This window comes from Labedella phragmitis (assembly GCF_004078635.1).
Classification (GTDB): domain Bacteria; phylum Actinomycetota; class Actinomycetes; order Actinomycetales; family Microbacteriaceae; genus Labedella; species Labedella phragmitis.
This window is the reverse complement of sequence record NZ_RZNB01000002.1, coordinates 559,392-584,005: the sequence shown is the minus strand read 5'-3', so window position 1 is coordinate 584,005 and position 24,614 is coordinate 559,392. Positions and strand designations below refer to the sequence as shown.

General features: G+C 68.9%; 22 protein-coding genes and 2 tRNA genes. 12 read left to right on the top strand and 12 right to left on the bottom strand.

Going from position 1 to position 24,614, the window contains the following annotated elements; all coding sequences use genetic code 11:
• The first annotated feature begins 6 nt into the window (after positions 1-6).
• Genes ELQ90_RS07460 through ELQ90_RS07450 form a run of 3 tightly spaced genes read left to right on the top strand, consistent with a single transcriptional unit; the run spans position 7 to position 2,138 of the window.
• On the top strand, positions 7-621 hold the full coding sequence (locus tag ELQ90_RS07460) for a mycothiol-dependent nitroreductase Rv2466c family protein (protein ID WP_128494623.1): 615 nt from the start codon (positions 7-9) through the stop codon (positions 619-621).
• Between the two features lie 52 nt (positions 622-673).
• Positions 674-1,150: a ribose-5-phosphate isomerase gene (locus tag ELQ90_RS07455; protein WP_128494622.1), complete on the top strand. Its 477-nt coding sequence runs from the start codon at positions 674-676 to the stop codon at positions 1,148-1,150.
• Positions 1,143-2,138 carry an Fpg/Nei family DNA glycosylase gene (locus ELQ90_RS07450; protein WP_128494621.1) on the top strand — a complete coding sequence of 332 codons (996 nt, stop codon included), beginning with the start codon at positions 1,143-1,145 and terminating at the stop codon, positions 2,136-2,138. The genes ELQ90_RS07455 and ELQ90_RS07450 overlap by 8 nt, the downstream gene beginning before the upstream one ends.
• A gap of 69 nt (positions 2,139-2,207) precedes the next feature.
• On the opposite strand, the gene ELQ90_RS07445 is transcribed toward ELQ90_RS07450, so the two are convergent.
• Both ELQ90_RS07445 and ELQ90_RS07440 read right to left on the bottom strand, forming a co-directional pair.
• On the bottom strand, positions 2,208-2,690 hold the full coding sequence (locus tag ELQ90_RS07445; RefSeq protein WP_128494620.1) for a Dps family protein: 483 nt from the start codon (positions 2,688-2,690) through the stop codon (positions 2,208-2,210).
• A gap of 113 nt (positions 2,691-2,803) precedes the next feature.
• Entirely contained in the window at positions 2,804-6,688 is a 3,885-nt protein-coding gene (locus tag ELQ90_RS07440) for an SCO7613 C-terminal domain-containing membrane protein (protein WP_128494619.1), read from the bottom strand.
• Between the two features lie 118 nt (positions 6,689-6,806).
• Between ELQ90_RS07440 and ELQ90_RS07435 the strand changes: the two genes are divergently transcribed.
• On the top strand, positions 6,807-7,346 hold the full coding sequence (locus tag ELQ90_RS07435; RefSeq protein ID WP_128494618.1) for a gamma carbonic anhydrase family protein: 540 nt from the start codon (positions 6,807-6,809) through the stop codon (positions 7,344-7,346).
• Between the two features lie 19 nt (positions 7,347-7,365).
• Here the strand turns inward: ELQ90_RS07435 and ELQ90_RS07430 are convergent, their stop codons facing one another.
• Positions 7,366-7,572: a hypothetical protein gene (locus ELQ90_RS07430; protein WP_128494617.1), complete on the bottom strand. Its 207-nt coding sequence runs from the start codon at positions 7,570-7,572 to the stop codon at positions 7,366-7,368.
• A gap of 67 nt (positions 7,573-7,639) precedes the next feature.
• On the opposite strand from ELQ90_RS07430, the gene ELQ90_RS07425 reads away from it, so the two are divergent.
• Complete coding sequence (locus ELQ90_RS07425; protein ID WP_128494616.1) at positions 7,640-8,005, top strand: hypothetical protein; 366 nt, start codon at positions 7,640-7,642, stop codon at positions 8,003-8,005.
• A 7-nt stretch (positions 8,006-8,012) separates the two neighbouring features.
• On the top strand, positions 8,013-8,219 hold the full coding sequence (locus ELQ90_RS07420; RefSeq protein ID WP_128494615.1) for a PLD nuclease N-terminal domain-containing protein: 207 nt from the start codon (positions 8,013-8,015) through the stop codon (positions 8,217-8,219).
• Positions 8,220-8,260: 41 nt separating this feature from the next.
• Here the strand turns inward: ELQ90_RS07420 and ELQ90_RS07415 are convergent.
• Positions 8,261-8,331, bottom strand: a tRNA-Gly gene (locus tag ELQ90_RS07415).
• A gap of 167 nt (positions 8,332-8,498) precedes the next feature.
• On the opposite strand from ELQ90_RS07415, the gene ELQ90_RS07410 reads away from it, so the two are divergent.
• The 5 genes from ELQ90_RS07410 to clpX all read left to right on the top strand — a co-directional run bounded on the left by ELQ90_RS07410 (position 8,499) and on the right by clpX (position 12,855).
• Positions 8,499-8,575 (top strand) — tRNA-Pro (locus ELQ90_RS07410).
• A gap of 43 nt (positions 8,576-8,618) precedes the next feature.
• Positions 8,619-9,977 (top strand): trigger factor, encoded by a 1,359-nt coding sequence (gene tig / locus ELQ90_RS07405; RefSeq protein WP_166408889.1) that lies wholly within the window; start codon positions 8,619-8,621, stop codon positions 9,975-9,977.
• 123 nt (positions 9,978-10,100) lie between these two features.
• Positions 10,101-10,748: an ATP-dependent Clp protease proteolytic subunit gene (locus tag ELQ90_RS07400; RefSeq protein WP_279432127.1), complete on the top strand. Its 648-nt coding sequence runs from the start codon at positions 10,101-10,103 to the stop codon at positions 10,746-10,748.
• Positions 10,749-10,783: 35 nt separating this feature from the next.
• A complete protein-coding gene (locus tag ELQ90_RS07395) occupies positions 10,784-11,452 on the top strand; it encodes an ATP-dependent Clp protease proteolytic subunit (protein WP_128494613.1) in 669 nt (222 codons plus the stop codon).
• A 125-nt stretch (positions 11,453-11,577) separates the two neighbouring features.
• Positions 11,578-12,855: an ATP-dependent Clp protease ATP-binding subunit ClpX gene (gene clpX / locus ELQ90_RS07390; protein WP_128494612.1), complete on the top strand. Its 1,278-nt coding sequence runs from the start codon at positions 11,578-11,580 to the stop codon at positions 12,853-12,855.
• 191 nt (positions 12,856-13,046) lie between these two features.
• Here the strand turns inward: clpX and ELQ90_RS07385 are convergent, their stop codons facing one another.
• Positions 13,047-15,086: a M3 family metallopeptidase gene (locus ELQ90_RS07385; protein ID WP_128494611.1), complete on the bottom strand. Its 2,040-nt coding sequence runs from the start codon at positions 15,084-15,086 to the stop codon at positions 13,047-13,049.
• A 63-nt stretch (positions 15,087-15,149) separates the two neighbouring features.
• Here ELQ90_RS07385 and ELQ90_RS07380 point away from each other — a divergent pair, with 63 nt between their 5' ends.
• Positions 15,150-15,968 (top strand): methyltransferase domain-containing protein, encoded by an 819-nt coding sequence (locus tag ELQ90_RS07380; RefSeq protein ID WP_128494610.1) that lies wholly within the window; start codon positions 15,150-15,152, stop codon positions 15,966-15,968.
• A 47-nt stretch (positions 15,969-16,015) separates the two neighbouring features.
• Here the strand turns inward: ELQ90_RS07380 and ELQ90_RS07375 are convergent, their stop codons facing one another.
• From ELQ90_RS07375 to ELQ90_RS07345, 7 genes are all read right to left on the bottom strand, one after another.
• Positions 16,016-16,252: a hypothetical protein gene (locus ELQ90_RS07375; RefSeq protein WP_128494609.1), complete on the bottom strand. Its 237-nt coding sequence runs from the start codon at positions 16,250-16,252 to the stop codon at positions 16,016-16,018.
• Positions 16,249-16,731, bottom strand: coding sequence for a GNAT family N-acetyltransferase (locus ELQ90_RS07370; RefSeq protein ID WP_128494608.1), 483 nt, complete (start codon positions 16,729-16,731; stop codon positions 16,249-16,251). The genes ELQ90_RS07375 and ELQ90_RS07370 overlap by 4 nt, the downstream gene beginning before the upstream one ends.
• Positions 16,732-16,741: 10 nt before the next feature.
• On the bottom strand, positions 16,742-19,327 hold the full coding sequence (gene valS, locus ELQ90_RS07365; RefSeq protein WP_128494607.1) for a valine--tRNA ligase: 2,586 nt from the start codon (positions 19,325-19,327) through the stop codon (positions 16,742-16,744).
• Positions 19,328-19,401: 74 nt separating this feature from the next.
• Positions 19,402-21,090 carry a nickel ABC transporter ATP-binding protein NikE gene (gene nikE / locus ELQ90_RS07360; RefSeq protein ID WP_128494606.1) on the bottom strand — a complete coding sequence of 563 codons (1,689 nt, stop codon included), beginning with the start codon at positions 21,088-21,090 and terminating at the stop codon, positions 19,402-19,404.
• Positions 21,087-21,953: an ABC transporter permease gene (locus ELQ90_RS07355; protein WP_128494605.1), complete on the bottom strand. Its 867-nt coding sequence runs from the start codon at positions 21,951-21,953 to the stop codon at positions 21,087-21,089. The genes nikE and ELQ90_RS07355 overlap by 4 nt, the downstream gene beginning before the upstream one ends.
• Positions 21,950-22,906: an ABC transporter permease gene (locus ELQ90_RS07350; RefSeq protein WP_243696054.1), complete on the bottom strand. Its 957-nt coding sequence runs from the start codon at positions 22,904-22,906 to the stop codon at positions 21,950-21,952. The genes ELQ90_RS07355 and ELQ90_RS07350 overlap by 4 nt, the downstream gene beginning before the upstream one ends.
• Before the next feature lie 5 nt (positions 22,907-22,911).
• Entirely contained in the window at positions 22,912-24,555 is a 1,644-nt protein-coding gene (locus tag ELQ90_RS07345; RefSeq protein ID WP_128494604.1) for an ABC transporter substrate-binding protein, read from the bottom strand.
• Between the last annotated feature and the right edge of the window lie 59 nt (positions 24,556-24,614).

Genomic DNA, 24,614 nt, shown 5'->3' with positions numbered 1-24,614 from the left:
CTCGTCATGACTTCACCTGACACCGTCTCCGTCGATTTCTGGTTCGATCCCTCCTGCCCGTGGGCGTGGATGACCTCACGATGGGTCGACGAGGTCGCCGCGCACCGTTCGCTCGACGTCACGTGGCACATCATGAGCCTCGCCGTCCTCAACGAGAACAACGACGTCTCCGAGGAGTACCGGGCCTTCTTCCCGCGTGCTCTCCGCTACACGCGACTCGTGGCGGCGGCGAAGGAACTGCACGGGGACGCGATCGTGAAGCCGCTTTACGACGCGCTCGGTACCCGAATCCACCCGGGTGGCAGCATCGACTCCGACGAGGTCATCACCGGTGCACTGACCGAGGTGGGTCTCGATGCGGACTTCGCGCGATACGCCGACTCCGAGGAATTCGACGAGCAGATGCGTGCGAGCCACTTCGACGGTATCGAGCGCGTGGGCCAGGACGTCGGAACCCCCGTGCTCTCGGTCGACGGCGTGGCGTTCTTCGGTCCCGTCATCTCGCCTGCGCCGAAGGGCGACGAAGCTCTCGCGTTGTGGGACGGTGTGGTAGCGGCCGCTCGGTACCCGGGATTCTTCGAGCTCAAGCGTTCCCGCACGGCCGACCCGATCTTCGACTGACGAGGGCGTCGACGGCCGGTCGGAGCGCTCGGTCGCGCTCTAAACTGGGCAGATGCGCATCCACATCGCCACCGATCACGCGGGGCTCGACTTCTCGCGGACGCTCCAGAGCCACTTGACGGAAGCCGGTCACGAGGTCGTCGATCACGGCCCGGAGACCTACGAGCCGCTCGACGACTACCCCGGTTTCTGCATCGCCGCCGCCGAGGCCGTCGTCCGCGACCGGTCGGCGGGTATCGACGCGCTCGGGGTCGTGTTCGGCGGGTCGGGCAACGGCGAGCAGATCGCGGCCAACAAGGTCGTGGGCGTGCGAGCGGCGCTCGTCTGGAACGAGAGCACGGCGCTTCTCGCCCGGCAGCACAATGATGCGAACGTCATCTCGATCGGTGCGCGCCAGCACACCGTGGAGGAGGCCATCGGTTTCATCGACAGCTTCATCGCCGAGCCGTTCTCGCACGACGAGCGGCACGTGCGGAGGATCGGCCAGATCGCCGACTACGAACGGTCGCGCCACTCCGCTGATGCCTGAGGGTCATTCCGTCCATCGGATCGCTCGCCAGTTCCGTCACAACTTCGTGGGTCGCCGTGTGACCACTTCGTCTCCGCAGGGCCGATTCGCAGAGGGGGCAGCCGTCCTCGACGGTCGTGAGGTGATCGATGCGATCGCCGTCGGCAAGCAGATGTTCCTCGAGTTCGACGGCGGGGTGTTCCTGCGGGTCCACCTCGGTCTCTACGGAGCGTGGGACTTCGCCGGTCGGATCGACTCCGATCCGACGATCGCCTCGGCCGGCGGCCGGATGGGTCAGACGAACCAGCGCGGCACCGTGGTGACTCCCGGTTCCCTCGCGGACGGTGCTTTCGAGGATTCCCTCTCCAGCATCGGCGCGCCTCGGCGCGCGCGCGTGCGGATGTCGGAGCAGACGAGCGACCTGCCCGAACAGGCCGAGGAGTTCCCCCCTCCACCCGTCGGTGCCGTCCGCGTCCGGCTCCTCACTGATGAGACCGTCGCGGATCTCCGGGGCCCGACGGCGTGCGAACTACTCGACGCGATCGGGGTGCAAGCGGTCATCGAGCGACTCGGTCCCGACCCTCTCGTCGACGACGCCGCGACGGGGGAGCGGCGTTTCGTCGAACGGGCGGGGAAGAAGCAGACGGCCATCGGTCTCCTGCTGATGGATCAATCCGTCGTGAGCGGTATCGGCAACGTCTACCGGGCGGAACTGCTCTTCCGCGCTCGCCTCAACCCTCACACGCCCGGCAAGGTCGTCCCGGCGGATGTCCTCCGCATTCTGTGGCGCGACTGGGTGATCCTCCTCCGCACGGGAGTCGAGACCGGTCAGATGATGACGATGGACGGCCTGGAGGGGGACGACTACGTCAAGGCGATGGCGAGTCGTGCCGACCGCCACTGGGTGTACAAGCGAGAGGGGCTCCCGTGCCGCGTCTGCGGGACGTCGATCCTCCTCGAGGAGATGGGTGCGCGCAAGCTCTACTGGTGCCCGGTCTGCCAGGCCTGACGTCGACGGGCACGACGAAGGGCCCCGTTCCGCGCGGCGGAACGGGGCCCTTCGGAGAGCTGCTGACGACTACTTGCTGACGTGCGCCACCAGGAACCAGCGGTCCTTCTCGAGGCCGCGGGCGATCTCGATCGCGACGTCCTGGCTCGCGGCATCGATCTCGCCGAGCTCGTCGACAGCTGCGCGGACACCGGTGAGTGCAGCGTCGATCTGGGCGACGACCTCGGCGATGGTCCGATCGGACTGCTGGAAGCCGGCGGTGAGGGTGCCGGTCGTCGTCTTGGCCGCGACCGTCGTGAGTCGGGCGTCGACCGGCAGGCCGAGGGCGACGATCCGCTCGGCGGCGAGGTCCGCCCACTCCTGAGCGTGTGCGACCACGTCGTCGAGGAGTTCGTGGACGCCGATGAAGTTGGCCCCGCGGACGTGCCAGTGCGCCTGCTTGCCGTTCACGACGATGGCCGTGAGGTCGATGACGACGGGGCTGAGGAACTGGGCGACACCGGCGGCGATGTCAGGGCTGACGGAGGTCGAGGAAACGGTGATGTCGGTCATGTGCTCTCCTTATCTTCTGGTGGGTACAACCGTACTCGGCGCCATGCATTCCGCAAGGAAGAGAAGGCTCGGCTTACTCGGCCCTGATCGGGTCTTTTCATGTGAGGTGAGCCTCACCGAAGCGCGTGAAGAGCTCGTCCGACGGCGCGGAGATTCTGCATGCGTTGCTCGTACCGGGCCGCGAAGGCGATGAGCAGGACGCCGCCGACGCCTGCCCAGACCCACCAGTAGCCGGCTTCGTAGAGCCCCGAGAGCCAGGGCCACAGTTGAGCGAGCCCGTGCAGGATCGTGACGACGGCACCGATGACGAGCGGCGATTGCAGACGCCGGAGTGCGCCCACCACGGTGATGACTACACCGACGACGCCGAGCGCGGTCACGCGCCACAGCGTCGACTCCCCGAGGTCGTAGGCGAGAGACGGAACAAGGAGCATGAGGAGGCCGGAGGCGAGCGTCGGCCACGAACCGCTGCGCGGATCGCGGAGGAGCCGGATGTAACCGGCCGACAGCGCGGCGACGGCGACGGGGACGGTGATCCATTCGACGTCCTCGACCGAGGCGAGCGCGTTGACGGAGATGGCGAGGCCCGCGACGAGACCGACGATCGCGGTGACACGGGCACTCGAGCGCCGGGCCGTGCGCTCGGATCGTGACGCGTCCTCGCGCGGGTCGTCGTCGAGCGCGAATGCCGACACCGCGATGCCGCACACGATGATCAGCCACGGGCTCGCCTCGGCGCCTGTCATCGAGCCTCCGAGGAGCGACCGGGACACGAGGACGCCGAGTGCAGCGGCGGCGCCGGAGGCGGCCACGTCGGAGAGCAGAGGTGACCGGCGGACACGGGTGATCGCGAGAGCCGCGCCGATCAGGACGAATGCGACGGCGCCCATCCACGAGTATTGCGCGGTCGCACCGTCCGCGAGGGCCCCGCTCGATCCGCCATCGGGTACCACGGCCCGCACGATCGCCGGAAGGCCCACGGCGACGACTCCCGCGCTCCACGTGATCGACCGGAGGTGGAGTACCCGGCCATCGCGGAGGACCACGAGTGCGAGCGCGAGGAACACGACGCCCGCAGCGGTGACGATGATCGCGCGACCGGCGTCGCCTGCGGAGGCGACGAAGGCGCTCGGGAGAATCGCGACGGCGAGGGACACCGCGGTGAGCGCGTCGAGACCGGTGGAGGCCGCCTGTGCCCGAGACGGCGGAGCGCCAGGACCCGAGTGCCGTGAACGCCACCCGACGACGCCCGCCACGAGCAGGAGCAGGCCGGCCACAGGCAACGAGTAGTACTCGATGTCGGTCACTCTCTCATCGAGGAGGAACCACCACAGAGCGGCCACGGCGAGAGTTGCGCCGATCCACGCGACGGGGCGACGGGAGGGCGCTGTACCGGGTCGGAACGCGAGGAGCGTCGGGATCGCAGCGATCACGAGGAGCGTGAGCCGAGTGAGAGGTCCCCCGTCGACGAGAGAGAGAACGAGAGTGGCCGCCGCGGTCACGGCGATGGCGATCTCGGCCACGATCGAGGTCGTCGGTGCCGACCGTGTCGACCGTCTCGCCGAGACCGCGACGAGGAGAGCCGAGAGGACGACGAGCAGGAGAGCGGCGGCCAAGCTTCCCGGAAGTGCGCCGGGCTCGTTGCTCGCGACGATCGAGGCGTCGGCCGCGAGCAGCGCGAGGAGCGGGATCGACGATGCGCCGCCCGCCGATCGTGCGGACGGTGCGCGGCCGACGACGGCCCAGGCTGTGGCGACCCCGACGGCCAGGGCGACGAGCGCGAGTCGCCACCCGACGTCCGCGACGACGTCACCCGTGGCCCAGACGATGACTGCCGCGGGGGCGACGGCGAGGGCGGTGATGCCACCGACGGTCGCGGACTCCGCTCGCGGGAGACGGTGCGCGACGAAGGCCAGTGCCCCGATGATCACGAGACCGACGATCGCTGCGCCGAAGCCGCCGGGGGAGTCGTCCGGCGATCGGGAGACTCCGGCGGCCCACGACGGGGCTATTCCGCCGGCCGCGAGCGCGACCGCGACGGCGAGCCCCGAGGCCGTGACGGCTCCGCCGGTCGACCATGCGCGTTCGGAGTTCAGGGCGACCACACGGGCGCTCACGAGGACCGCGAGGACGACGATGGTGGCGAGGAGCCACACCCCCGAACTCGCGAGTGCGAAACCCGCGGCGGCGAGAGCCGTAAGCATGCCGCCCGCGAACGCCGCGATCCGGGCGGCGGCTGCTGCTCGACGCCACGCAGCGGCGACCAGGAGGACGATGGCCCCAAGGATGTCGACGGCCACTGTCGCGAGGACGGACGGTGCGATCACGGCGCAGCCCGCGACGGCGAGAGTCGCGAGAGCGAGGGGTGCCCAGGCCAACGCCGACACGACGCGAGGAGAGCGGGCGAGCACGAGTCCACCGGAGAGGGCGGCGCCCGTGACGGCCACCCCGAGGACGAGCCACCCGATCGCCGGGTCCACGTCACCGACGGTCGCGAGCGGGGCGGCCCGGAAGGACCGCGCGCTCAGGACGTCGAGGACGGCGACGAGGATGCGGGTCGCGCCGGGCAGGAGGAGCAGAGCACCGGCGCCCGCAGCGACTGCAGCGCTCAGCCGAAGCGGACGCGCCAACGTCCCCGAGACGACTCGTGCGACGGCGGTGAGGAGGGTCGCGGCGAGCATGACGGCTGCAGGCTGGAACCCATCGGCGGCCTCGGCGGGCGCGACAGCGTCGACGACCCCGATTGCGACGCCCGAGGTGGCTAATGCGAGACCGACCGCGCCGATGACGCCCCACGCTCGACCCGGTGCGACCGATCCGGTGCGGGTCGGACGCACCACCACGACGAGGTGGACGGCCCAGACGAGCGCCGCGAGCGCGAAGCCGAGAGCCTGGCCGGCGACGAGCTGCGGGAACGCCGCCACGGCCGCGACAAGCGTCAACAGTCCGGCGATGACCGACACGACCCGCAGGACGACGCGCTCAGCGCGTGGCAGTCGGGGCAGACGGTCGAGGAGGACCGCGAGTCCGGTCACGGCGGCGGCCACGAGCGTGCCGTCCGCGTCGGCGGCACCGGACCGAGTCGTCCCGAGGACGGCTGCGAACAGGCCGATCGGTCCGACGACTGCTGCGCATACGGAGGGGGACCGCAGCGACGTGAGCCGCGAGACGCCGACGAGCACGACCGTGACGACGAGGAGGGCGAGACCGGTGTACATGCTCAGGTCGAGTCGGTCGGCGCCGAAGAGTCGATTCACCCGCACGATCCAGACGTCCAGGAGCAACAGCACCACACCGATCACGCCGACACCTTCCGCCGTGCCGTCGAGTCCACGTCGGCGGAGCACCCAGGCGATGGCGAGGACGACGAGGCTCGCGGCGGCCGTGAGGACGGAGCGCGTCTCGACGCTCGCGACGACGTAGGCGAGGACGGCGAAGAAGACCGCGAACACGGAGACGAGGGCGACGCCGGTCGTGAGGAGGACCACTTGGGCGCTGGGCCGTCGCCGGGAAGAGGGGTCAGGGGGAAGCTGTCCGCCGCTCGGCGCTCCCGACGTTCCCGACCTCACCAGGGTCGGAGGCGGATACGCGAGTGCGGATGCGCTCAGCGCGACCGGTGGCCCTGCCGGCGGCGCCTGGGTCCGAATCTGGGGCTGCGTCTGCGTGGACAGTGCGGCGGCGGCTCGTGACTGCTCCAGCCCCGCAGCCACCTGGAGTGGTGCGACAGCGGGCGCGCCCGTCATCGCGATCGCCGCCGACTCGGCACGCATGCGCACCATCAGGGCATTCCTGGCCGCCTCGGTGTCGACGATCCGCCGCCCCAGTTCGAGCACCGTCGATGCCCGAGGTGACGTGAGATCGAGGTCGCAGACGCCGCAGACGGGGCCGGCGAGACGTCGGAAGCACCACGGACACAGTGAAGTGTCGATGAGATCGGTCGGCGCTGCCGGCCAGACTGTCGCCGGGGCAGGCGTGCGGTGGCCCTGCTCAGAGGTCATGCCGCACACTTTGCCAGACGCCGCCTGCCCGTCCGTGCTCGGCTCAGGTGCATGTGGTGAACGGACTCTCCCCAGTTCGCGGGACATACGGTCGACGACCCGCGGCTACGGTGGCTGCATGACCGTCTCCGCCACCGCAACCGTGCTCGCCCTGCCGGGGCTCACTCCTCCCCGAATCCACGACGACGCGTTCATCGCCCCCGGTGCGCGCGTCGTCGGCGACGTCGTGATCGGCGCGAGCGCGAGCGTCTGGTACAACGCCGTGATCAGGGCGGAACGTGCGCCCGTCATCATCGGGGAGCGGAGCAACGTGCAGGACGGCACGGCACTCCACGTCGATGCCGACAGCGGCGTGACGATCGGCCGCGACGTCTCCATCGGCCACAACGCCGTCGTCCATGGGTGCCGGATCGGAGACGGCTCGCTCATCGGGATGGGAGCCGTGATCCTGAGCGGTGCCGTCATCGGCGAGCACAGTCTCGTGGCTGCAGGAGCGGTCGTACTCGGCGGAACGGTCGTGCCTCCCCGCAGCCTCGTCGCCGGGGTCCGGGCGGCGGTTCGCCGCCCGCTCACGAACGAGGAGGTCGACGGGCTGAGGCGGAACGCCGACACGTACGTCCGCTACATCGACCTCCATGGCGGAGCGGTCGAGGCCTGAGCTCCTGAGCCCCGTGCCGTCAGCTACGGCGGGCGGGACGACCGCTCCGCGTCAGGGCCGCGAGGCAGATCGCGAGCCCGACGAGGAAGGCGAGGCCGAGTGCCGGGCGTCCCACGATGAGGGAGAAGAGGGACGCGACGACGAAAGCGATGCCGAGCAGGGACCAGAACGTCCTCGCGCGCTTCGATCGTCGCAACTCGCGCGAGGAGGGGATGTCCGGCGTCATCGCTCCAGCCTAGGCGCGGCCCCGCGACGGTCTGGTCCTCCTCGAGGCGTCGGCGTACCGTGTCCGCATGGACCGTGAGGATTCGCTGCGGGAGATCGCCGATCGGCTCGCCGTCCTGACGCTCTCGGAAGAGGATCTCGAGTTCGACTTCGTGCTCGACCAGCTCACCGGTCTCAAGGAGGAGATCCGGAACCTCGCCGTTGTGGCGTCGGACACGGATGCGCCGATGGTCGCATGGCTGCAGGACGAGCACGTCCGAGGGATGGTTCTCTACGCGGCAGCCCAGTCGAATCTGCGATCGCAACGCGCGTTGGGGCTCGCGGCTCCGTACGACCCGGCGACGAGGGCCGGCATCACGAGCCAGTTCGGATCGTGGGCGGCGGCGGCACGCGCCGAGGTCCTTCGTATCCTCGGCGACGATCGTCTGGGATAGTCGACGCATGTACAGCAACCTCACCGGATGGCATCTCGTGATCCTCGCGTCGATCCCGCTGCTCGTGCTCTTCGTCGCCGCGATCGTGAGCATCGCGCGAGCGACGGCGACGGGGACCGAAAAGGCGATCTGGGTTCTGGTCGCGCTGGTCTTTCCGATCGCAGGACCGATCGTGTGGTTCGCCGTGGGGAAGAGGACGACATCGAGTCCGTGATCCGATGCAGGTGGGCGCAGCGCGGAGCGGTGCCGATACGGAGGGGATGACGGGAATCGAACCCGCACCATCAGTTTGGAAGACTGAGGCTCTACCATTGAGCTACATCCCCGAGGCCCGAGCGTGGTGCCGCCACGAGCGCCTTGCAAGGTTACTACATCGCCGAGGGTGCCCCGTGCACGACGGTCCGACCGGCTCGCATCTTGTCGGCTAGACTGCTGGAGGTCCATCGGCACGACGCCTGCTACGCGAGGTCGTGCGACCACCGGCTCGCCGAGCCGGGGCGTAGCTCAGCTTGGTAGAGCGCCCGCTTTGGGAGCGGGAAGTCGCAGGTTCGAATCCTGTCGCCCCGACCACGACCACCGACTTCGGATCCACCAAACAGGAGAACGTACAAACGTGAAGACCACCGTCGAAAAGCTCAGCCCGACGCGCGTCAAGCTCGCGATCGCCGTGACGCCGGACGAACTGAAGCCCAGCATCGAGCACGCATACGGCCACATCGCCGAGCAGATCAACGTGCCCGGCTTCCGCAAGGGCAAGATCCCGCCGCCCATCATCGACCAGCGCGTCGGCAAGGGTGCCGTGCTGGAGCACGCCGTCAACGAGGGCCTCGACAAGTTCTACCGTCAGGCCGTCACGAGCGAGGGCATCCGCACCCTCGGACGCCCCGAGGCCGACATCACGGAGTGGCCGAGCGACAAGGACTTCTCCGGAGATCTGCTCGTCACCATCGAGGTCGACGTGCGTCCCGAGGTCGAGGTCCCGGCTCTCGACCAGATCACGATCGAGGTCGAGCCGGCCGCCGTCTCCGACACGGACATCGACGAGGAGCTCGAGCGGCTGCGCACGCGCTTCGGCACGCTCGTCACGGTCGACCGTCCGGCGAAGTCCGGCGACTTCGCTCAGATCGACCTCATCGCGACGATCAACGGCGACGAGGTCGACAACGCCTCCGGCATCTCCTACGAGCTCGGCTCCGGTGAGCTCCTCGAAGGCATCGACGAGGCCCTCGAGTCCCTGACCGCCGGTGAGACGACGACCTTCTCGTCCGACCTGCTGGGTGGCGAGCACGCCGGTGAGACCGCCGAGATCACGGTGACCCTCACAGCAGTGAAGGAGCGCGAGCTCCCCGAGGCCGACGACGACTTCGCCCAGATCGCGAGTGAGTTCGACACGATCGCGGAGCTGCGGGAGAGCCTCACCGAGCAGGTCGAGCGTCGGAAGACCTTCGATCAGGGCAACGAGGCGCGCACGAAGCTCGTCGACGCCCTGCTCGAGAAGGTCGACGTGCCGGTCCCGCCGAAGCTCATCGAGGACGAGGTGCACCGCCACCTCGAGGGCGAGGGTCGTCTCGAGGATGACACGCACCGCGCCGAGGTGACCGAGTCGAGCGAGAAGACGTTCAAGACGCAGATCCTCTTCGACCAGATCGCCGAGGCCGAGAACGTCCAGGTCAGCCAGGAGGAGCTCACCTCCTACCTCATCCAGGGCGCGGCTCAGTACGGCATGGAGCCGGGCGAGTTCATCAAGGTCCTCGACGAGAACGGCCAGATCCCGCAGATGATGGGCGAGGTCGCGCGCAACAAGGCGATCGCCATCACGCTGGGGAAGGTCTCGGTCGTCGACACCGACGGCAAGCCTGTCGACCTCAGCGGCTTCATCCCCTCGGACGACGAGGACGAGGACGCGTCGGTCGAGTCCGACGAGACCGACGCCGCGGAGAGCGCTGACGAGGCCACGGCGGACGCCAAGTAGCTTTTTCCGCACGTGACGCAACGGGCCCCCGACCTCGGTCGGGGGCCCGTTCTCGTGTCTGCGACCGCGGGGTGCGCCCACGGCGAACACGGCGACCGCGCCGCGTTGCACCCGATAAGTTCGATATCGCAAGCGACAACTGAAACGGAGCGGCACATGGCAGAGCCTCTGATGGCCCAGAGTGTATTCGATCGACTTCTGAGGGACCGGATCATCTGGCTGGGCTCCGAGGTCCGGGACGAGAACGCGAACGAGATCTGCGCCAAGATCTTGCTTCTCGCGGCCGAGGACCCCAATAAGGACATCTACCTCTACGTCAACTCGCCCGGTGGATCGATCACCGCGGGTATGGCGATCTACGACACGATGCAGTTCGTACCGAACGACATCGTCACGGTCGGCATCGGAATGGCCGCGTCGATGGGGCAGCTGCTCCTGACGAGCGGCACCAAGGGCAAGCGGTACATCACCCCCAACGCCCGCGTCCTGCTGCACCAGCCGCACGGCGGCTTCGGCGGAACGTCGAGCGACATCCAGACGCAGGCGCAGCTCATCATCGACATGAAGAACCGCCTCGCGCAGATCACGGCGGACCAGACGGGCAAGACGCTCGAGCAGGTCAACGCCGACGGCGACCGCGATCGCTGGTTCACGGCGCAGGAGGCCCTCGAGTACGGCTTCGTCGATCACATCCGCGAGTCCGCGACCGAGGTCATCGGCGGCGGCGGCACGGAGGTCGCCAACGGCGGCACCGGAAACCCCGCGGTCTGAGCGCCGGCGACAGAACGAAAGACAGGACGAACCCCATGCAGACCCCCACGTTCGCCGCAGCCGGCCGCTCCATGGAGATGCCGGGAGCGCGCTACATCCTCCCGAGCTTCGAGGAGCGCACGGCCTACGGCTACAAGCGCCAGGACCCGTACGCGAAGCTCTTCGAGGACCGCATCATCTTCCTCGGCGTGCAGGTCGACGACGCCTCGGCAGACGACATCATGGCCCAGCTCCTCGTGCTCGAGAGCATGGATCCGGACCGCGACATCATCATGTACATCAACTCGCCCGGTGGTTCCTTCACCGCTATGACGGCGATCTACGACACGATGCAGTACATCCGCCCTCACGTCTCGACGGTCGTGCTCGGTCAGGCGGCGTCCGCCGCCGCCGTGCTCACCGCCGCCGGCACACCGGGCAAGCGGTTGGCACTGCCGAACGCCCGCATCCTGATCCACCAGCCCGCCGTCGGCGAGTCCGGGCACGGCCAGGCGTCGGACATCGAGATCCAGGCCGCGGAGATCCTCCGCATGCGCACGTGGCTCGAGGAGACGCTCGCGCGTCACTCGAACCGCTCGCAGGAGCAGGTCAACAAGGACATCGATCGGGACAAGATCCTCGGTGCCGCCGAGGCGCTCGAGTACGGGCTCATCGACCAGGTGCTCACCACCCGCAAGAACCCGTTGGCTCTGACGCAGGGCTGACCTCCGCCTCCGGAACGACGCTGCGCGATCGACCTCGAAAAGCCGAGGCGGTTGCGCAGCGTTGTCAGAGGGAGAGACTAGGCTGACAGAACAGTGCCGATTGACCGCAAAGAGGGAGTAACCGCATGGCTCGGATAGGCGAAAGCGCCGACCTCCTGAAGTGCTCCTTCTGCGGGAAGAGCCAGAAGCAGGTCCAGCAGCTCATCGCAGGCCCCGGCGTCTACATCTGTGACGAATGCGTCGAGTTGTGCAACGAGATCATCGAGGAGCGCCTCGCGGAAGCGGGGGAGGAGCCCACAGGAGACTTCGAACTCCCGAAGCCCAAGGAGATCTTCTCGTTCCTCGAGGAGTACGTGATCGGTCAGGTCGCCGCGAAGAAGGCACTCTCCGTCGCCGTCTACAACCACTACAAGCGCGTCAAGGCGAAGACCGGTCTCACGAGCGCCGACGCCCTCGGCGACGACATCGAGATCGCCAAGAGCAACATCCTGCTCATCGGACCCACCGGCTGCGGCAAGACCTATCTCGCGCAGACCCTCGCGAAGCGTCTGAACGTTCCCTTCGCGGTCGCCGACGCCACGGCGCTCACCGAAGCCGGCTACGTCGGTGAAGACGTCGAGAACATCCTGCTGAAGCTCATCCAAGCCGCGGACTACGACGTCAAGCGGGCCGAGACGGGCATCATCTACATCGACGAGGTCGACAAGATCGCGCGCAAGGCGGAGAATCCGTCGATCACGCGCGATGTCTCGGGCGAAGGCGTGCAGCAGGCGCTCCTGAAGATCCTCGAGGGCACGGTCGCCTCCGTCCCGCCGCAGGGTGGACGCAAGCACCCGCATCAGGAGTTCATCCAGATCGACACGACGAACGTGTTGTTCATCGTGGCCGGCGCCTTCGCGGGGCTCGAGGAGATCATCTCCTCCCGCGCCGGCAAGAAGGGCATCGGCTTCGGCGCCCCGCTGCACTCCAAGCTCGACGAGATCGACCTCTTCACGGAGGTCCTGCCGGAAGACCTGCACAAGTTCGGCCTCATCCCCGAATTCATCGGCCGCCTTCCCGTCGTCACCACGGTGACGCCTCTCGACCAGCATGCGCTCATGGAGATCCTCACGGTTCCCCGCAACGCTCTCGTGAAGCAGTACCAGCGTATGTTCCAGCTCGACGGGGTCGAGCTCGACTTCGAACCGGCCGCGCTGGAAGCGATCGCCGACCTGGCGGTGCTCCGCAAGACGGGCGCTCGCGGACTTCGAGCCATCATGGAGGAGGTGCTCGGACCGATCATGTTCGAGGTGCCGTCGACCGATGAAGTCGCCCGCGTCGTCGTCACTCGGGAGTCGGTCCTCGAAAACGCAGCGCCAACGATCGTGCCTCACGCCCCGCGTCGGCAGGAGAAGTCCGCCTGACGCTTCACGGGCGAGCGGCTGAGGTATCGTCTCAGCGCTGAGGTATCGTCTCAGCGCTGAGGTATCGTCTCAGCGCTGAGGTATCGTCTCAGCGCTGAGCTCGATGGCTACGACCGACAATGCGAGAGCGCCACTCGATACGGAGTGGCGCTCTGCGTGTTTTCATCGCGTGAGGCGAACCGCCCGAACGATCACTCGTCGAGGAGACCCCGGCGCTTGAGCAGCGGTGCGATCTCGGCGTCACGTCCGCGGAACTCACGGTAGGAGTCGATCGGGTCGGCCGAGCCGCCGATGCCGAGCACATACCGACGGAACCGGTCGCCGTTGGCCCGCGTGAGCCCGCCGTTCTCGCGGAACCACTCCACGGTGTCGGCGTCGAGGACCTCGCTCCAGATGTACGAGTAGTACCCCGCGTCGTATCCGCCCGAGAAGGTGTGCGCGAAGTACGTGCTCGCGTAGCGTGGCGGGACGGCGGGATTGTCGAGGCCGACGGCCGCGAGAGCCCGGGCCTCGAAGGCGGCGACGTCGTCGATCTCCTCGTCGGCCGTCACGCGGTGCCAGGCCTGGTCGAGGAGAGCCGCCGCGAGGTATTCGCTCGTGTTGAACCCCTCGTTGAAGGCGGCGGAGGCGTGCAGCTTCTCGACGAGGTCGGCAGGCATGGGCTCGCCCGTCTCCACGTGAACGGCGTAACCGGAGAGGATCTCGGGCCACAGCATCCACATCTCGTTCACCTGGCTCGGGAACTCGACGAAGTCGCGGTGCACGCTCGTGCCCGAGAAGCGCGGATACGTGACGGTTGCGAGCAGACCGTGCAGCGCGTGGCCGAACTCGTGGAACGCTGTGACGACCTCGTCGTAGCTGAGGAGCGTCGGCTGGCCGGCCGCGGGCTTCGGCACGTTGAGGTTGTTCACGACGATGGTCGGGTGGTCGAGCAGACGGTTCTGCGCGATGAGCGAGTTCATCCACGCGCCGCCTCGCTTCGAATCGCGCGTGTAGAGATCGAGGAGGAAGAGGCCGCGCGCCGAACCGTCCTCGTCGAAGACCTCGAAGACGCGCACCTCCGGGTGGTACGCGACGAGATCCGGGCGTTCCTCGAACGAGAGACCGTAGAGCTTCGACGCGGCGGCGAAGATCCCATCGTGGTAGACGCGTTCCGACTCGAAGTAGGGCCGCATGGCTGCGGTGTCGACGGCATAGCGCTCCTGCCTGACCTTCTCGGTCAGGAACGCCCAGTCCCAGCTCTCGACCGAGCCGTCGGTGGAGACCCGCTCGAGCTCCGCCTGCTCCCGTCGCGCGTTGCGTGCGGCTGCGGGCGCGAGCTTCTCGAGCATGTCGGCGACGTTCTGCGGGTTCTTCGCCGTCTGGTCTGCCGTCACGAACGACGCGTGGTCCGCGAAGCCGAGCAGACGGGCGCGCTCGGCTCGCAACCTGACGATCTCGAGGAGGACCTCGCGGTTGTCGAAGTCACCGCCGCGAGTGCCGCGCGAGCGGCTCGCCGTCATGATGCGCTCGCGGAGCGGGCGGTGGGTGAGCGATGCGAGGGTCGGGTGACCCGTGGGCAGCACGAGGGTGATGACGTAGCGGCCGTCGAGCCCGCGCTGGCTGGCGGCCTCCGCCGCGGCGGAGATCTCACCGGCGCTCAAGCCGTCGAGTTCGGCGACGTCGTCCACGACGACGGCGAGGTCGTTCGTATCGGCGAGCAGGTTCTTCTCGAACCGCGTCGTGAGGCTCGACAAGCGTGTGTTGTACTCCGTCAGCCGCGACTTCTCCTCGTCGGAGAGGCCGGCGCCCGCCAGGGTGAACTCCGTGTGGTAGCGCTCGAGGAGGTAGCTCTGCTCCGCATCGAGTCCGAGCTCGTCGCGGGACTCCCAGAGCGTGCGGATGCGTGCGTAGAGGCGACTGTCGAGGCGGATGGAGTCCTCGTGAGCCGCGAGCATCGGGGCGATCCGCTCCTCGACGGCGTTGGTGACGTCGTTGGAGTCGGCGGAGCTCTTGTTGTAGAAGACGTGCAGCACACGGGCGAGCAGCACCCCGGAACGTTCGAGAGCCTCGAGAGTGTTCTCGAACGTCGGCGTCGCGTCCAACCCGACGATCGCGTCGACCTCCGCCTTCTGTTCGGCGACGCCGCGCTCGATCGCCGGGAGGTAGTGCTCGTCGGTGATGAGGTCGAATGGCGGGAGCTGGTAGGGGAGCGTACTGGCCTGGAAGAAGGGATTGTCCGATGTCGACATGCCTCCACATTACGGCGTCGTCACACGGCGTCTCCGTCTGCACGGCGCGAGTAGGGTGGTTCCATGACCTCCGCACCACCGCCCACCGAGCGTTACACCCACGGGCATCACGCGAGTGTCCTGCGGGCGCACGCCTGGCGCACCGTCGAGAACTCCGCAGCGTATCTCGCCCCCCATCTCTTGGGCGGCCTTGAGATCCTCGACGTGGGGAGCGGACCCGGCACCATCACGATCGATCTGGCCCGGCGCGTGTCGCCCGGTCGTGTCGTCGGGCTCGACTCCTCGGCGGACGTCGTCGAGCAGGCGACCGCTCTCGCCGCGAGGGAGGGCGTCTCGAACGTCGAGTTCACGACGGGGAACGCCTACGCGCTCGACTTCCCGGACGACAGCTTCGACATCGTGCACGCCCATCAGGTCCTGCAGCACCTGGCCGACCCGGTCGCGGCACTGCGAGAGATGCGCCGAGTGACGCGCCCCGGCGGCATCATCGCCGCGCGCGACGTCATCTACGTGTCGGCGGCGTGGTTCCCGCTCCTGCCCGGTCTCGACGACTGGATGCGTATCTATCAGGACGTTGCGCGGTCGAACGGCGGCGATCCGAACGCGGGTCGTGCCCTCAAGGCGCTCGCCCACCGGGCCGGACTCGCCGACGTCGAGAGCACGGCATCGATCTGGTGCTTCTCGTCGCGCGCCGACCGGGAATGGTGGGGCGGAGCCTGGGCGGAACGCGCTGTGGCGTCGAGCTTCGCCCCGCAGTCCATCGAGTCGGGTGCAGCGACCCGTGACGAGCTTCAGACGGTGTCATCCGCCTGGTCGGCGTGGGTCGAGGACGACGACGCGTGGTTCTCCATGCCGCACGGGGAGATCATCGCGCGGGTGTGACCTCGACCTCGTGCGTCGTCGGTCTCCTACCAGTCGTCGTCGGTCTCCTACCAGTCGTCGTCGGACTCCTCGGCACCGGCCGATGTGGCGGCGTCATCGAGAGTGACCGTCGTCCCGTCGTCGAGAGTCGCGATGGGGCGACCCTCCAGCCATGTGAGAGTCCACGTCTGGTCGGCGGCCTCGCGCACCAGAGCGGCCTCCGCAAGTCGCACGCGGTCGACGAGCTCGGTCGGGACGGCGTCCGGTGGCGTCGCTCCAACGCTCCAGCGCGTACCGAGCCTCACTGTTGCCCCGTCGTGCCCGCCGGAGCCGGGGTCGCGGCCATCTCGTACGTCACCCAGGTCGTCCGGGTGGCGACCCGGTCGTAGACATGCTGAGCCGTCTCGTTGTCCTCGGCCGTGATCCACGAGACCCCGGAGTGCCCCTCCGACGCGGCGAGCGTCCGCAGGAAAGCGAGCAGCTCGGTCGCCAGCCCGCGGCCACGGGCGCGCTCGGCGATGTAGAGGTCGTCGAGATACAGCCCCGTCGTGCCCTCGAGCGGCCGGGCGATCGTTCGGACGTGGGCGAGGCCGACGAGTGAGCCGTCGGAGTCGTCACCCTCGACCACGAATGCGCGGAGGCCGTGCTCGCCGTTCGTGATCCACTGCCAGGTCTGCACGGAGCGTTCGTCCGTGAGGGGGCGCCGATAGAACGACGCGTAGCCCTCGTAGAGCGTGAGCCACGGGAAGAAGTCGTCGGAACGGGCCTGCCGGATGTCGGTCATGCGGTGGACCTCAGGATTCCGTGGGCGTGAGTTCGACGCGCGTGACGGCGAGTTGTGGACCCTCGGCGATCGCGAGCTCCGCGATCCTGCCCACCGCGCGGAGGTCGTCGGCGACGGCCTTCAGCAGATCGACGGCCGCGGCCGGGGCCTCGATCGCCGCGAACGAGACGGGCGTCTTCTGCGACGCCTTCGCGTCGGTCTTGGCGCGACGCACCGAGGTGAGCGCGAGGCTCGTGAGCGCCAGCAGCTCGGGGTCGCCCGACTCGGCGACGGCGAGCTCGTCGACGGTGGGCCAGGCCGCCGTGTGGATCGACGACTCGTGCCACCACGACCACGACTCCTCGGTCGCGAACGGGATGACGGGTGCGAAGAGTCGGAGCAGCGTGTCGAGCGCGAGCCGGAGCGCCGCAGCGGCAGACGCCTGACCCGGCGTGCCCTCCGCGTACGCGCGCTCCTTCACGAGCTCGAGGTAGTCATCGCAGAACGTCCAGAAGAAGCTCTCGGTGATCTCAAGGGCGCGGGCGTGGTCGTACGCCGCCAGGGCGGTGCTCGCGTCGGCCACGACGGAGCGCAGCGTCGCGAGCATACTGAGGTCGACGGGCTCGGTGACGGTCGCGTTCTCCGCCGCGGGGAACGACAGGATGAACTTCGACGCGTTGAGGACCTTGATGGCGAGGCGTCGACCGATCTTCACCTGGGTCGGGTTCTGCGGGTCGAAGCCCGCGTCGGTGCCGAGGCGAGCGGACGCCGCCCAGTAGCGAACGGCATCGGAGCCGTGCTGCTCCAGGATGCCGGCCGGCGTCACGACGTTGCCCTTCGACTTCGACATCTTCTTACGGTCGGGGTCGAGGATCCACCCGGAGAGACCCGCGTGCTCCCACGGCTTCCGATCGAACTCGAGAGTCGAGCGCAGCATCGTCGAGAACAGCCACGTGCGGATGATGTCCTGGCCCTGGGGACGCAGTGAGAACGGGAAGACCGCGTTCCACAGCTCGGGGTCCGTGTCCCACTTGCCGGCGAGCTGGGGGGTCAGGGACGAGGTCGCCCACGTGTCCATGACGTCGACCTCGCCGATGAAACCGCCGGCGACTCCACGCTGAGACTCCTCGTAGCCCGGCGGGACATCGCTCGAGGGGTCGACGGGGAGGGTGTCGGTGCTCGGCACGATGGGGGAGTCGTAGACGACTTCGCCATCGGCGTCGAGCGGGTACCAGAGCGGGATGGGAACGCCGAAGAAGCGCTGTCGCGAGATGAGCCAGTCGCCGCTGAGTCCGTTCACCCAGTTCTCGTACCGGACGCGCATGAAGTCCGGGTGCCACTCGAGTTCGCGGCCGAAATCGAGCAGTCGCGCCCTGAGCTCCTCGTCGCGGGCGCCGTTACGGATGTACCACTGCCGCGTCGAGACGATCTCGAGCGGGCGGTCGCCCTTCTCGAAGAACTTGACGGGGTGCGTGATGTTGCGGGGTTCGCCGATGAGGTCGCCGGACGCGGTGAGCTGCTCGACGACGGCCTGCTTCGCGCTGAACACCGTCTTTCCGGCGAGAGCCGACCAGGCCTCGAGCGCCTCCTCGCCCACGATGACGTCTGGGGCGTCGGCGACGATTCGCCCGTCGCGACCGACGATCGTACGGTTGGGGAGGTCGAGTTCGCGCCACCACACGACGTCCGTGACGTCGCCGAAGGTGCACACCATCGCGATGCCCGCGCCCTTGTCTGGCTGGGCGAGGTGGTGCGCGAGAACGGGAACCTCGACGCCGAAGACCGGCGTCGTGACGGTCGTCCCGAAGTACGGCTGGAAGCGCTCGTCGTCGGGGTGGGCGACGAGGGCGACGCACGCGGGGAGGAGCTCGGGGCGCGTCGTCTCGATCTCGATCGTGCCGCCGTCCGGGCGGTGGAACGCGATGCGGTGGTAGGCGGCGGGCTGGTCCTTGTCCTCGAGCTCCGCTTGCGCGACCGCGGTGCGGAATGTGACGTCCCAGAGCGTCGGTGCCATGGCCTGGTAGGCCTCGCCGCGCTCCAGGTTGGCGAGGAACGACTTCTGACTGATGCGGAGCGAGTCCTGGTCGATCGTGCGGTAGCTCTGTGTCCAGTCGACGGACAGTCCGAGCGTGCGCCACAGTGCTTCGAACTGCTTCTCGTCCTCGACCGTCAGGCGCTCGCACAGTTCGATGAAGTTGCGACGACTCACGGGGACCTGGTCGGCCGCCTTGATGCTCTTGCCCTCACCGCCGTCGTGCGGGGGCACGAAGTCGGCGACGTAGGGGAGGCTCGGTTCGCAGCGGACGCCGTAGTAGTTCTGCACCCGGCGCTCGGTCGGCAGACCGTTGTCGTCCCAGCCCATCGGGTAGAAGACCGTGTGTCCGAGCATGCGCTGGTACCGCGCGACGACATCGGTGTGCGTGTAGCTGAACACGTGGCCGATGTGGAGCGACCCTGAGGCCGTCGGAGGCGGGGTGTCGATCGAGTACACGGAGTCGTGGCCCCGGGAGACGGCCGCGTCGCGATCGAACCGGTAGGTGCCGTCCGACTCCCACGTCGAGCCCCACTTGTCTTCGAGACCTTCGAATGCGGGCTTGTCGGGCAGGGCGTTGCTCATGGGAACTCCGGATCGATGTGGGCGGCACCGTGTCAACGTGCCTCATGTGGATGCGCCCATCCTATCGTCCGGCGTCAGGCCGGAGGGAGCACCGGGACGTCGGCCAGGAGTCGCCGGGTGTACTCGTGGGAGGGAGAGGAGAACACGGCCTCGGTCGGCCCCGTCTCGACGACGACGCCGTCGAGCATCACCGCGACACGGTCGCTCATATGGCGGACGACCGAGAGGTCGTGCGAGATGAGGACGTAGGCGAGACCGCGATCGCGTTGCAGGGCGTCGAGGAGGTCGAGCACCCCGGCGGCCACGGTCGCGTCGAGCGCGGACACCGGTTCGTCGAGCACGATGACACGGGGCTCCGCCGCGAGGGCTCGCGCGATCCCGACGCGCTGCCGTTGTCCTCCCGAGAGCGTTCGAGGCGAGCGCGTGCGGAGGTCCGGGTCGAGAGCGACGTCCGCGAGCGCGTCGCGCACTCGCCGCCGACGCTCGTCGGACGTGAGGCGGGGTGGGAGGGCGTCGGCGATCACGCGTCCGACGCTCCACCGCGGGTCGACGGAGCTCGACGTGTCCTGGGAGACGAGACCGGCGAGCCGACGACGGCTCCGCCGCTCGCGCTCCCGGATCCCCGACCACGGTTCGCCGTCGAGGAGGACCGTTCCGACATCGGGCTCCGTGAGCGCGAGGAGGATCCGACCGAGAGTGGTCTTGCCGCCTCCGGATTCTCCGACGACACCGATCGTCTCTCCCGGATGCACATCGAGGTCGATCCCGCGCACGGCGTGGGTCGCATCCGTGCCGTGTCCGAACGTCTTCGCCACACCGCGGGCGCTCAGGACGGCGCGGCCCTCTCGATCGAGGGAGGCGCCGCCGCGTCCCTCTCTGGCCGGAGTGTGTCCCGCGATCGTCGTCGCCGTCGGGAGTGGCTCCCGCGAGAGCAACGCCGTTCCCCTCGGCACGCCTGCCGGCACGGCACGCACGAGCTGCCGCGTGTAGGCGTGGGACCCGCCGGCGAGGATCGCGGCGGTCGCTCCCTCGTCCACGATGGAACCGTTGCGCATGACGACGACGCGATCCGCCACGGCGGCGACGACGCCGAGGTCGTGGCTGATGAGGAGCAGGCCCGTGTCCTCGTCCCGCAGGGCGCCGAGCAGTCGGAGGATCCCGGCCTGAACGGTCATGTCGAGTGCCGTCGTCGGTTCGTCTGCGATGAGGAGTCGCGGTCCGGCGGCGATCGCCGACGCGATGAGCGCACGTTGGCGGAGCCCTCCAGACAATTGGTGAGGGTACTGGCGGGCCCGGACCTCGGGACGGGGGATCCCGACCCGGTCGAGGAGCTCGATGACCGCGCCGTCCCTCTCGCGCCGGGAGGCGTCGCGATGGAGGCGCAGAGGATCGCCGACCTCGGCGGCCACGCGGCGGAGCGGATCCAGTGAGACGAGAGCGTCCTGCGAAATGAGCCCGACGACGTCACCACGGAGGCGCCGGAGTTCCCGGCCGCCCGCGCGAGAGACGTCGTGGCCGTCGACCGCGAGTCGGCGTGCCTCGACGATCGCTCCCGGGCCCGCCAGACCGAGGATCGATCGGGCCGTCACGCTCTTACCGGACCCGGATTCGCCGACGATCGCGACGCATTCGCCGGCGGCGATCGAGAAGGACACGTCTCGGACGACGGTCGTCCGAGACGAGCCCGAGCCGAAGGACACGGTCAGCCCGTCGAGCTCGAGGAGCGGCCCCGTGCTCGTCTCAGAGACGTCACGGGCGCTCACGAGGACCTCCGCGACCGTGCATCGAGCGACCGGCCGATGGCTGTCGCCGCGAGGGTCGTCGCGACGATCAGGAGGCCGGGGAAGACGGTGAGCCACCAGGCCGTCGTGAGGTAGACGCGAGCGGAGGCGAGCATCGCGCCCCATTCCGGAGCCGGTGGCTGCGCTCCGAGCCCGAGGAAGCTCAGCGACGACGCCCACACCACCGCTTGCCCCACTCCCAGCGTCGCGAGCGCGAGCAAGGGCGCGAGCGCGTTCGGGAGGATCGTGCGCAGGACGACGCGGGCAGGGGAGTGGCCGAGCAGCCGCGCCGACTCGACGTATCCCGAGGCGCGGACCGTCAGGAGGCTCGTCCGGATGATCCGGGCGTAACCGGGGGCCGTCGACAGGCCCACGGCGACCGTCGCGGCGACGGGCCCGGGGCCGAGCACGAGGATCACGAGGAGGGCCGACAGGAGGGCGGGGAACGCGAAGAGCACCTCGATGGTCCGCCCGACGATCCCGTCGGCGACTCGGCCGCCGAAGACCGCCACGAGCGCGAGGACGAGGGCCGTGCCGAGACCGATCGCCGTCGCGGCGAGGCCGATGAGCAATGACGCCCCCGTGCCGTGCACGAGTCGGGTGTACACGTCGCGGCCGGACTCGTCCGTCCCGAAGGGGTGGGAGGGTGACGGCGGTCGGAAGGCCTCGAGCGGGGCGACGGCGGTGGGATCCAGGGGAGCGAGCAGCCCGGGAGCGACGCTCGCGATCACGAGCGCGACGGTGAACAGGACGGCGACGACCTCTCCGACCCGAACGCGTCTCCGTCGCCGCTCGGGTCGAGGGGGCGGGCGGAGCGGGTCGATCGTCGCGGCGTCGAGAGTCATCGCACCTCCGTCGCGATGCGCGGGTCGACGAGTCGCGTGAGAGCGTCCGTCACGATCGTCAGCACGACGTAGACGAGCGCCGACACGAGCACGACACCGGTGACGACGGGGACGTCGCGGACGGTCACGGCCTGGAGCAACGACCGACCGAGACCCGGTCGGGCGAAGATGGTCTCCACGACGACGGCGCCGCCGACGAGGTAGCCGAACGCCCACGCGGAGAGACCGAGAGCGGGGAGCGCCGCGTGCCGGAGCGCGTGCCGCGAGCGCAGCCCCGTCTCCGTCTCACCGCGGGCGAGCGCGGAGACGGCGAACGGGGAGCGGAGCGCCTCGTCGAGGGAACCCCGCATCACGTGCGCGAGGAAGCCGGCGATGGGGATCGCGAGAGTCACGACGGGGAGCACGAGTCCGGCGGGTGTGCCCGTCGACACGGGCGGGAACCAGGACAATCCCGTGCTGAAGACGGCGATGAGGATGGTGCCGAGCCAGAAATGCGGAACGGCGGAGGCGACGATCTCGACGGTGTCGCCGACCGCCGCTCCCACGCGGGATCCGCGCGATTGCGCGAGGGTCAGCGCGAGGGCGAGGACCCACGCGAGGAGCAGAGCCAGTACGGCGAGAATCACCGTGCCCGGGACGGTGTCCCCGAGGATCTGCGCGACGGGCTGCCGGAGTGAGTAGGACGTTCCGAGATCGAGGCGGAGGAGTGCGAGCATCGCCATCCCGTACTGCACGATGAGGGGCTGATCGAAACCGAATCGCTCGCGCACGGCGGCGAGAGCCTCCTCCGACGCCTGGGATCCGGGTCCACCCAGCGCGGCCTCCGCCGGATCGCCCGGCACGAGTCGGGTGATGAAGAAGACGAGTGTCGCGGACGCCCACAGGACGACGGCCGCGCGGAGGGCGGAACGAGCCGCCCACCGCGCGACGGAACGAGCACGGGTTCCGTGCACCGTCGTCAGGAGAGCCAGGCGGCCGCGAAGCTCGGCGTCGAGACCGTGCCGAGGGCTCGAGCGTCGTGGACCGAGGTCGACAGCAGGAAGTGGTTCTGCTGGTCGTACAGCGGGAGGATGTAGTAGCCCTCGAGCACGTCGGCTTGCGCCTCTTCGTACAACGCGGCGCGGTCGGCCTCGTCGAGCGTCGCGCTCGCCTCGTCGAGCAGCGCGTCGACGGCGGGGTCGTCGATCTGCGAGTGATTGGCGAAGTACCCGCTCGGGGCCGGCACGATGCCGTCGGAGTGGTACAGGATCCGGAGCACGTCGGGGCCGACCTTCGTGTACGGGGCGCTGACGAGGTCGTACTCGTTGGCGCCGAGGGCCGAGTACCAGCTCGCGAGGTCGAGTAGGTCGAGCTGGACGTCGAAACCGGCTTCCTTCGCCCCGGCCTGCAGCTGCTCGAAGAGCGACACCTCGGCGGGGATGGACTGGTTCGTGCTGACGGGGAAGGTCAGGGTGAGACGCTCGCCGTCCTTCATGCGGACGCCGTCGGCGTCCTTCTCGCTCCATCCCGCCTCGTCCAGGAGATCGTTCGCCTCGTCGATGTCGTAGGAGAACAGGGAGTCGTCGGAGTACGCGGCGGGCTCGACGCTCGCGAGCGGCGAGTAGGACCGCTCCGCCGTGCCCTGGAAGAGCGACGCGACCGCGTCGTCGACGTTGACCGACCGGATGAAGGCTTCACGCACGGCGACGTCGTCGAAGGGCGCCTTGCCCGAATTGAGCTCGATCCGGTTCGAGGATCCCGGTCGCGGTGCGTCGAGTTCGACGAGATCCTCGGACTGCTCGGCCTGCACCAGGACGTCGGGTTGGACGTTGTCGATGACGTCGACCTCACCGGCCTGCAGTGCCGCATAGCGCGAGGCGGAGTCGGGGATGAAACGCCACTCGATCCCGTCGAGGAACGCCGGGCCGTCGTGCGCGGCGTCGCCCGGTGCCGAGGCGTAGCCGTCGTTGCGGGTCAGGGTAACGCGGTCCTGCTTCGCCCAGGAGTCGACGACGAACGGACCCGTTCCGACGGGGCTCTCGCAGTTCTCCTCCATGCCTCTCGCGATGCCTGTGGGGGATTCGATCGCGAGCCACGGCTGCGACAGCGATTCGAGGAGCGCGCTGTCCGGCGCGCTCAACGTGAACCGCGCCGTCGTCTCGTCGACCGCCTCGACGGATTCGACCTTCTGGACCGCGAGGTACCCGGTGGACGATTGTGTCGCCGGATCCTGCAGGTGCTCGATGTTGGCCTTGACCGCTTCGGCGTCGAACGGCGTGCCGTCGGTGAACTCGATACCCTCCGCGAGTGTGAACTCCCACGTGAGTGCGTCCTCCGACACGGTCCAGGACTCCGCGAGCCACGGGACGATGGCGCCGTCGGCGTCGCGCGAGACGAGGGACTCGAGGAACTGTGTCGCGAGGAGCGCTTGCGGGTAATTGCCGCCGACATGCGGATCGAGGCACGTCGGCTCCGCGTCGCCGCTCGCGTACACGAGAGTGCCGCCCTCGGTCGGGCCGGTCGCGGCGGGCTCGGGCTCGCCGGCACATGCCGCGAGCAGGAGGGCCGACGCCGCGATGGCGGCCGCGGGGGCGAGTGAACGACGAAGTCGGGAGCGCACGATAGTCCTCTTGATGCTCGGGGGAGTCCGCTGCCGCGGCTATTTATGCCGTGCTCGCGGGT

Bases quoted from the DNA above. Each gene is read 5' to 3' on its own strand.
- ELQ90_RS07385 (WP_128494611.1), bottom strand. From the start codon at position 15,086: ATGTCGACATCGGACAATCCCTTCTTCCAGGCCAGTACGCTCCCCTAC.
- ELQ90_RS07460 (WP_128494623.1), top strand. From the start codon at position 7: ATGACTTCACCTGACACCGTCTCCGTCGATTTCTGGTTCGATCCCTCC.
- clpX (WP_128494612.1), top strand. From the start codon at position 11,578: ATGGCTCGGATAGGCGAAAGCGCCGACCTCCTGAAGTGCTCCTTCTGC.
- ELQ90_RS07440 (WP_128494619.1), bottom strand. From the start codon at position 6,688: ATGACCTCTGAGCAGGGCCACCGCACGCCTGCCCCGGCGACAGTCTGG.
- ELQ90_RS07455 (WP_128494622.1), top strand. From the start codon at position 674: ATGCGCATCCACATCGCCACCGATCACGCGGGGCTCGACTTCTCGCGG.
- ELQ90_RS07395 (WP_128494613.1), top strand. From the start codon at position 10,784: ATGCAGACCCCCACGTTCGCCGCAGCCGGCCGCTCCATGGAGATGCCG.
- ELQ90_RS07420 (WP_128494615.1), top strand. From the start codon at position 8,013: ATGTACAGCAACCTCACCGGATGGCATCTCGTGATCCTCGCGTCGATC.
- ELQ90_RS07430 (WP_128494617.1), bottom strand. From the start codon at position 7,572: ATGACGCCGGACATCCCCTCCTCGCGCGAGTTGCGACGATCGAAGCGC.
- ELQ90_RS07445 (WP_128494620.1), bottom strand. From the start codon at position 2,690: ATGACCGACATCACCGTTTCCTCGACCTCCGTCAGCCCTGACATCGCC.
- ELQ90_RS07370 (WP_128494608.1), bottom strand. From the start codon at position 16,731: ATGACCGACATCCGGCAGGCCCGTTCCGACGACTTCTTCCCGTGGCTC.
- valS (WP_128494607.1), bottom strand. From the start codon at position 19,327: ATGAGCAACGCCCTGCCCGACAAGCCCGCATTCGAAGGTCTCGAAGAC.
- ELQ90_RS07450 (WP_128494621.1), top strand. From the start codon at position 1,143: ATGCCTGAGGGTCATTCCGTCCATCGGATCGCTCGCCAGTTCCGTCAC.
- ELQ90_RS07425 (WP_128494616.1), top strand. From the start codon at position 7,640: ATGGACCGTGAGGATTCGCTGCGGGAGATCGCCGATCGGCTCGCCGTC.
- ELQ90_RS07355 (WP_128494605.1), bottom strand. From the start codon at position 21,953: ATGACTCTCGACGCCGCGACGATCGACCCGCTCCGCCCGCCCCCTCGA.
- ELQ90_RS07435 (WP_128494618.1), top strand. From the start codon at position 6,807: ATGACCGTCTCCGCCACCGCAACCGTGCTCGCCCTGCCGGGGCTCACT.
- ELQ90_RS07380 (WP_128494610.1), top strand. From the start codon at position 15,150: ATGACCTCCGCACCACCGCCCACCGAGCGTTACACCCACGGGCATCAC.